The organism is Pedobacter sp. 01N416 (genome assembly GCF_056399685.1).
The window spans coordinates 1-8,324 of the sequence record NZ_JBFTRT010000207.1; the positions used below are offsets into that span (position 1 = coordinate 1).

The window sequence follows — 8,324 nt, forward strand, 5'->3', positions numbered from 1 at the left end:
CAGCTGCCCTTTATGCGCAGCCAGCTGCCCTTTATGCGCAGCCATGGAACGATTGGAACAGTTTCCCTTTGCTCGGTATCGGCGACATTCTGAGCGGCAATATGTTGCAGCCTTATAATGCTGACCTTGCCCAGTTGACTTCGTTTGCGGTAACCAGCAATAATGGACAAATTGGTACCTCATGGCGCTGTTTTTATAAAATAGTGGCGCATTGTAATACCAATATTAAGGCAATCACTAATAACGTGCCAGATAGCGTATCCCTCAAAAGTAAAAATGGGGCACTTGGAGAGCTGAAGTTTTTGCGTGCCACTGCGTATTTTCATTTGGCACAGTTGTGGGGGGCAGTGCCCATCATTGAGGATAATGATAAATTAATAAAAAATCCACTGTTGCCACGTCACCTGCTTAGCGATGTATACAAATTTATCATCAGCGACTTAAGGTTTGCCGCAGGCGCATTGCCACCACGCGATCAGGCAGGAAGGGTAACTACCTGGTCTGCTCAGGGTATGCTGGCCAAAGTATATTTAACAAAAGCCGGTATCAGCGGAAGCAGACGCCAGTCGGATTTAGACAGTGCTGCATTTTTCGCTAAAAATGTAATCAATACCAGTGGATTAACCCTTTTGCCAAGTTATTACAACCTGTTTAGAACACAGTTTAATGACAACCAGGAATCACTTTTTGCCTTTCAGTGGGCACCTGGTGTGGGTTATGGTAATGGTAATGCGATGCAGACCCAGTTTGCACCCAGCGGGAGCATAGTTCCGCCTGGTGGAGGATGGGGCGGTGCCATTGGACCAACCGTTGATCTTGATACCTTATATACACCTCAGGATTCTATACGACGCAAAGCGACCTTTATGCTTACAGGCGATCACTATCCCGAACTGAACGCAGCTGGCGGAGGGTATACTGCTACCTCATGCAGCGTTAAAAAACATATTGTTGGTACTGCTATCGATAATAACGCACCAACGATGGACATATGGTCTTCTAGCGAACATAATGCGGTTTTACGCCTGGCTGATGTTTATCTGGTGTATGTTGAGGCCTTACTAGGAACCAGTAGTTCAACTTCTGATGCAGAAGCATTAAGGGTTTTCAACATGGTAAGGAAAAGGGCTGGTGTTGATCCGGTAACAACAATCACCACGGAAACACTTAGAAATGAAAGAAGGATTGAGCTGGCATATGAGGGGCAGTACTGGTTTGATCTGGTTCGCCTTTCATATTATAATCCACAAGGGGCTGTTAACATATTGAACAATCAGATTCAGAAGAAAACCAGGGTTCAGTTTGCTTATGATCCAGCTACAGGGAAGAAGACCAGAAATAACAATGGGATAGTTATTACAGCACCAACCATTGCAACCTTTACTTTGCCTATACCGGCCACAGAGATAACTGCCGATCCGAAATTATTGGATCCACCAGTGGCATATTATTAATTCGGACTAATTTATTATTAATCAAAAAAGATATGAAAAATCTGTTAAACAGGGCCAATAGCCATTTGTTACTTATTTTAGTTGCAATAATATTTTTTGCAGTTCAAGGCTGTAAAAAAGATGCATCCTCCTCATCATCAGGTCCACCGGTTATTACTGGAGTACGTAATTATGTACCCAGTCCGGGCGATTCGCTCTTAACCAGGGTAGGAACCGGAAAATGGGTTGTAATTACAGGGAGTAACCTAAAAGGAGCACTCCAGATTTATTTTAACGGAGTAAAGGGCTCATTTAACGACGCCTGGTTTTCTGATACAAGTGCAATCGTATTAATGCCGGCAGTAATTCCTTTCCCTTTGGTAGAACCTTCGCAGCTTAATATCATACGTTTTGTAACCACAAAGGGCGAAACTACCTTTTCATTTCCGATCGTTGCTCCTGCACCTACGATTTCCGAAATATCAAATGAAAGCGCCAATCCTGGCGATAGCGTTACGATAAAAGGATTAAATTTCTTTTTTATTCAACGGGTAAGCTATGCTGGGGTGGAGGTAACGGGCYTTAAGGGCGCAAATGATGGTACCGCCATAAGTATGGCAGTTCCTGCAAGTGTTTCTACACCTGGACCTGTTATTGTGACCACAAAATCGGGTACAGCCACCACCTTTTACAACGTTCATGATTTTACAACAGGTGTATTAAATAACTATGACGGTATAAATACCTTCAGCTGGGGTTCTGATGTTTCAAACAGCGCTGTGAATTTCCCGGGGAATAATGGTAACTATGGAATATTAAAGGCAACAAATATCCCTGCTGGCAATGGAAGCTGGTGGGAAGGCGGACGCTCCATCAATACCAACGCAGTTCAGTGGGTTCCTAAAGCCAATTTGCAAGATACTCTGAACAAGTATTCATTAAAATTTGAAATCGCTGTTAAGAAGCCTTGGACCGATGGTTCCATTCAGATTGTTAAAGACTATACATTTGACTATTCTGCTTTTTATCGCCCTTGGAAAAATGCTAACGGTTCTAACACTTCATTTAAAACAAATGGCTGGCAAACAGTCACTGTTCCATTATCGAACTTTTTAAAGAACGGACTGCCAGCTCAGACCTTGACCGAGTTACTCGGTTCGACCGGAAATGGAGCAATCAACGTCACTTTTACCAATGATGGTAAAACTGTCGTCACCGACTTTGAAGCCGCTGTTGATAATATCAGGATCGTAAAAATAAGATAAGCAATAATTCGGCCCGTAATTTACGGGCCGGTATGTTTTAATTATAGCAATGGGAAAGATTTCCTATAATCTTAAGAAGAAAAATAAAACAAACTTATGAGCCGCTTCGGAAATGTAAAAATAAAAGGATGCCTATATATCTTGGTATTGCTCTCCTTTAGCCTGCTTACCGCATATTGTAAAAAGAAAGAAGAAGTTCAACCACAGCTCAGCATTTCTACATCGGATGTTGCTTTTCTGCCTGATGGAGGCATCTCCAATATAACGGTTACCAGCAATGGTAAGTGGAATACTAAAAATCCTGCCGATCTTTGGTTGCAGGTTAACCAGACTGCTGGAAATGAAGGAAATACCGAATTAAAGTTAACCGCAATGCCTAATCTTACAGGTGTTTCCCGTGCTGCGGTAATGGTGGTTAATTCAGATAACGGACAGGCCCGAAGGATTACGATATCGCAAACGAGTACACTATATCCTTCCTATAATACATCGCCCAAAGCCCCCGACCAAACAGGTATGGGCAGCACAGCGGTACAACTGGCGGCGAAAATGAATTTGGGCCTGAATATTGGAAATACAATGGAAGCTCAGGGCGGCGAAACGGGCTGGGGTAACCCCCAGATTACTGAATCGTATGTGAAATTTGTAAAACAGACAGGTTTTAATGCAATACGCATTCCTTGCGCCTGGGACTGGAAACATTTGAGCGACGAGCAAAAGGCTACCATCGATCCTGTATGGCTTAACCGTGTTAAAGAAGTAGTTAAATATTGTGTAGACAATGATATGTATGTACTGCTGAATATCCACTGGGACGGGGGCTGGCTGGATCAGAATATCAACCAGGCAAAGAAAGAGCTGGTTAATGCGAAACAAAAGGCATTATGGGAGCAGATTGCTACAACCATGAGAGATTTTGATGAGCATCTGATGTTTGCCAGTGCAAATGAACCTCCTGCCGAAAATGCAGAACAGATGGCAATATTAAACAGTTACCACCAAACATTTATAAATGCCGTTCGTGCTACAGGTGGCAGAAACAGTTACCGTGTGCTGGTTGTTCAGGGGCCAGGCACTGATTTCGAAAAAACAAATAATCTGATGAATACCCTTCCAACAGATCAGGTGCCTAACCGCATGATGGTTGAGGTGCATAACTATACGCCATCTCAATTTACAATATTGCTTGATGGTGATGCCAGTTGGGGTAAAATGTTCTACTACTGGGGATCGGGCCATCATTCGGTTATCGATCCTAGCCGAAATGCAACCTGGGGTGAAGAAAGTGAATTATCAAGATTATATGCATTGATGAAAGCCAAGTTTGTCGATAAAGGAATTCCGGTAATACTGGGTGAATATGCAGCTTTCAGGAGAACAAATTCCAATTATCTGCCTTCGGATATGGCAAAACACAATGAGTCGATAGATTACTGGACAACTTATTCAACCCAACAGGCCATTAAATCTGGCCTCAAGCCCTTCTTTTGGGAACAAGGTACCGTTTTAGACCGAAGAAATAATAAAGTTCTCGATCAGGGGATCGTAAATGCCCTTATTGCCGGATCTAAGTAAAAGCAACTGTATTTATACAGTAAGAAATAATAAATCTACGGTTCTTCATGGGCCGTAGATTTTGGTAAATATAAATTTCCCGGCCAGGTGGAAGCTTAGCTATTGATGGATGGAAAGCCTCCATCTCCGAGAGAATGATTATACACACAAATAATGAGCGTACGAATACAAGCCTGGTTTATATTTTTTATATTGCTCCTTTTTATCCAGGTAAAAGGTCATACCCAGATTGTTCTGCCAAAACTTTTTGGCGATAATATGGTTTTGCAAAGAGGTATTAAAATTCCGGTTTGGGGAAACGCTGCACCGGGTACACATATCATAGCCGAGCTAGGGGGATTCCGTGCTGTCGCGATAGCAGATCATGAAGGGAAATGGATCATCCGTTTTCCGGTGCATAAAGCAGGTGGTCCCTATGCACTTAAAATTTCAGAACAGGGAAAACCGGGCTCAGAAATCAAGCTTAATGGAATTCTTATTGGCGATGTATGGCTGGCTTCCGGGCAATCGAATATGGAGTGGCAGGTAAAGCAATCCCTGGATGCAGATAATGAAATTTCAAATGCCAATTATCCAGAAATACGCCTGCTTCAGGTAGCGCACGATAAGAAATTAACACCACAGCACAATATCCCTGGGGGAACATGGGCAGTTTGTAATCCTGTAAATGTGCCGCAGTTTTCGGCTGTTGCCTATTATTTTTCCCGAAAAATACATCGTGATCAGCATGTTCCCATTGGTATTATCCAAAGCACTTGGGGAGGCACGCCTATAGAGTCGTGGACAAGCCGGGAGCAATTGCTGACTTCACCGATCACCAAAACACGCATGATTGCCAACGATACGCTAAGTGAACAAAGTTTTGTAAATGATAGCCTTAATCTGATCCGTTTCTGGGACATCGTATATCACCCGCAAAAAAATACGGATAAAACAATACCAGCAACCAGTTATGACGATTCGGGCTGGCCCACTGTAGAAATGCCCCGGCTGATCAAAGATTTTGGCATCGGGCCTTATGAAGGGATGGTATGGCTGCGTAAAAAGATAATCTTACCCGAATCCTTTTATGGAAAAGATTTAACCCTGCATCTCGGACACCCGGAAATGAACTATTCGATGTATTTCAATGGCGAAGAAATCTGTAAAACCATATGGAACAGTGATCCGAAACAATCCTATACCATTCCTGCTAAATTAATTAGAAAAGGCGAAAATACGATTAGCCTCAGGATAGCAATGTTATGGGGTGGTGGTGGCATAAATCCTCCTGCAGAGGAAATTAATATCACTGATGGTGCTGTTAAAGTTTCTTTAGCTGGAAAATGGCGGTATCAAAAAGACCTTGAACCAGGCTTGCCCCAAATAAAAAATTATCAAAATTATCCCTCATTGCTGTTCAATGCAATGATTAACCCGGTTATTCCTTTTGGTATCAAAGGATTTCTCTGGTACCAGGGAGAAGCCAATGAGGCCGAGGCCTATAACTACCGAAAGTTATTTCCCATGCTGATTGACGACTGGCGAAAACGTTGGAAACAGGGCAATCTGCCATTTATGTATGTTCAGCTCGCAAATTTCAAAAAAAGAAAGCCGCTTCCTTCCGAAAGTGAATGGGCCGAGTTAAGGGAAGCCCAAACGTTAACATTATCGCAACCCAATACTGGTATGGCCTGCATCATCGATATCGGTGAAGCAGATAATATCCATCCAAAGAACAAACAGGAGGTTGGCCGGCGCTTGGCATTAAATGCCAATAAACAGGTGTACAAACAAAAAGTAACAGCATCGGGCCCTTTGTATAAAAGTTACCGGAAAGAAGCAAATCGTATCTACATTAGTTTTAACAATGTTTCAGCTGGCCTCCGAAGCAAAGATGCCAAAGAAATAACAGGGTTCTCCATAGCTGGTAATGATCAACAGTTTTACTGGGCTAAAGCCACCATAGAGGGAAAATATGTGGTGGTTTATGCCGATCAGGTGCGGGATCCGCAAGCGGTACGCTATGCCTGGGCTGATAATCCCGAATGTAACCTGATAAATGCCGAAGGCTTGCCAGCCATCCCTTTCAGAACAGATAATTGGAAAGGAATTACACAGAAATAATCAAGCCTATAATTACAGGTTAACAATACTTTTTACCGAATAAAACAATATGAATAAATTTATAATCACAATTTTTTTGCTGCAGTTTAGTATTTGTGCAACAGCGCAATACCAGGTAGCTCAGAACCCGAAGGCCCCGGGTTTCTATACGAATCCAATTTTCGCAGGAGATTATCCCGACCCTAGTATATTACGCGATGGGGATAATTATTACATGGTACATTCATCTTTCGAATATTATCCAGGTTTATTGATCTGGCATTCAAAAGATCTGATCAACTGGAAACCAGTAGCTCACGCCTTGAACAAAAAAGTGGGTTCGGTGTATGCACCCGATCTGGTGAAGTATAAAAATAAGTTTTATATCTATTTCCCGGCAAACGGTACCAATTATGTGGTAACCGCAGATTCGATCGCGGGTAAATGGAGTGAACCGGTTGACCTGAAAATCGGCAACATCGACCCCGGACACATTACAGATGAGCAGGGTAAAAGGTATTTATTCTTCAGCGACGGAGGATTTGTGCCGTTATCTGATGATGGCCTTTCCACCACAGGAAACCAAAAGAGTTCATACAAAGGTTGGCCCATCCCTAGAAACTGGTCTATTGAGTGTTTTTGCCTGGAAGGCCCTAAATTGATAAAAAGGGGAGAATATTACTATATTACTGTAGCCGAAGGCGGAACAGCAGGTCCGATAACTGGTCACATGGTCGTATCTGCAAGGTCAAAATCACTGTCAGGGCCATGGGAAAACTCTCCCTATAATCCGATTGTAAGAACAACAGAGAAATCTGAAAAATGGAGATCAAAAGGGCATGCTACCATAATCGATGATGTAAAAGGAAACTGGTGGATGGTGTTCCATGCTTACGAAAAAGACTTTTACAACAAAGGCCGCCAAACGATGCTTCTGCCTATAGAATGGACAAAAGACGGCTGGTACAAAGTACCCACAGGTATAATCGACAGTAAACCGATCAGAAAGCCAGATTTGGCCCCCTCTACAACCAATTTCAACCTGAACGATAATTTTGCGGGTCATAAATTAAAATCTCAATGGCAATTCTTTGATGAGCTGGATACCAATAGGTTTAAATTGGCTAACAATAGCTTGTCTGTTAAAGCAAAAGGAAATACTATAGGCAATAGTTCTCCTTTATTATGCATACCCGAAGACCATTCCTACACCGTTGATGTTGAGGTATTAATTGAAGGAAAAGCAACTGCTGGCTTGGCTCTTTTTTACAACAGCACTGCATCGTCTGGGATACTGGCCAATAATGAAGATGTAGTTGCCGATTTGCGTGGCTGGCGAGCTCCGGCTGAAAAAAATGTAGTGAACAACCATGTGTTCCTGCGTCTCAAAAATATAGAGAATACGGTAGATCTATATTACAGTAAAGATGGTGTGAAATGGAACAAAATTGAAAATTCCTTTGAGGTATCGGGCATGCACCATAATGTACTTAGCGGATTTTTGAGCTTACGGATCGGCCTTTGTTCCATCGGAGAAGGAAAGGTAACGTTTAAGAATTTTAAATATACCCCGGTAAAATAAATATTCAAAGGACTGAAATTCGGCATTCATATTATACGGGGAATTCCTCGTCAGGCTGTCGAAAAAAATACACCTGTACTCGGCACAAACGTAAAAGCGCAGGATATTGCCGTTAAAAGCTCTACCTGTCCATGGAATCCAGATATGTACGGTGTTAATGCCAATAGCCCTGAAGGTCAGGCTTACTATAATTCCATTGTGCAGATGTATGCCGACTGGGGAGTGGATTTTATCAAGTGCGACGATATTTCACGTCCTTATGATGATGTACAAAAGGCAGAAATTGAGGCACTTCGCAAAGCAATAGATAAAACCGGACGGCATATCCTGTTAAGTTTATCTCCGGGAGCAACGCCAGTTAAAATGGGCGATCATGTTATGAAT

At 42.5% G+C, this 8,324-nt stretch carries 5 protein-coding genes and 1 pseudogene; all 6 read left to right on the plus strand.

Annotated features, from left to right (window positions below; genetic code table 11):
* A partial coding sequence (locus tag AC1DND_RS13120) for a RagB/SusD family nutrient uptake outer membrane protein (RefSeq protein ID WP_477582182.1) occupies positions 1-1,454 on the plus strand: 1,454 nt, incomplete at its 5' end.
* A gap of 32 nt (positions 1,455-1,486) precedes the next feature.
* On the plus strand, positions 1,487-2,698 hold the full coding sequence (locus AC1DND_RS13125) for a glycan-binding surface protein (protein WP_477582184.1): 1,212 nt from the start codon (positions 1,487-1,489) through the stop codon (positions 2,696-2,698).
* A gap of 96 nt (positions 2,699-2,794) precedes the next feature.
* Positions 2,795-4,273 carry a cellulase family glycosylhydrolase gene (locus tag AC1DND_RS13130; RefSeq protein WP_477582185.1) on the plus strand — a complete coding sequence of 493 codons (1,479 nt, stop codon included), beginning with the start codon at positions 2,795-2,797 and terminating at the stop codon, positions 4,271-4,273.
* Positions 4,274-4,426: 153 nt separating this feature from the next.
* On the plus strand, positions 4,427-6,379 hold the full coding sequence (locus tag AC1DND_RS13135; RefSeq protein ID WP_477582186.1) for a sialate O-acetylesterase: 1,953 nt from the start codon (positions 4,427-4,429) through the stop codon (positions 6,377-6,379).
* 49 nt (positions 6,380-6,428) lie between these two features.
* The gene (locus tag AC1DND_RS13140; protein WP_477582187.1) at positions 6,429-7,940 is read left to right on the plus strand and encodes a family 43 glycosylhydrolase; all 1,512 of its coding nucleotides are present in this window, start codon (positions 6,429-6,431) and stop codon (positions 7,938-7,940) included.
* Between the two features lie 144 nt (positions 7,941-8,084).
* Positions 8,085-8,324: pseudogene (locus tag AC1DND_RS13145) on the plus strand (alpha-galactosidase); the annotation flags it as partial.

Coding starts and splice junctions, on each gene's coding strand:
- AC1DND_RS13130 (WP_477582185.1), top strand. CDS start 2,795: ATGAGCCGCTTCGGAAATGTAAAAATAAAAGGATGCCTATATATCTTG.
- AC1DND_RS13135 (WP_477582186.1), top strand. CDS start 4,427: ATGAGCGTACGAATACAAGCCTGGTTTATATTTTTTATATTGCTCCTT.
- AC1DND_RS13140 (WP_477582187.1), top strand. CDS start 6,429: ATGAATAAATTTATAATCACAATTTTTTTGCTGCAGTTTAGTATTTGT.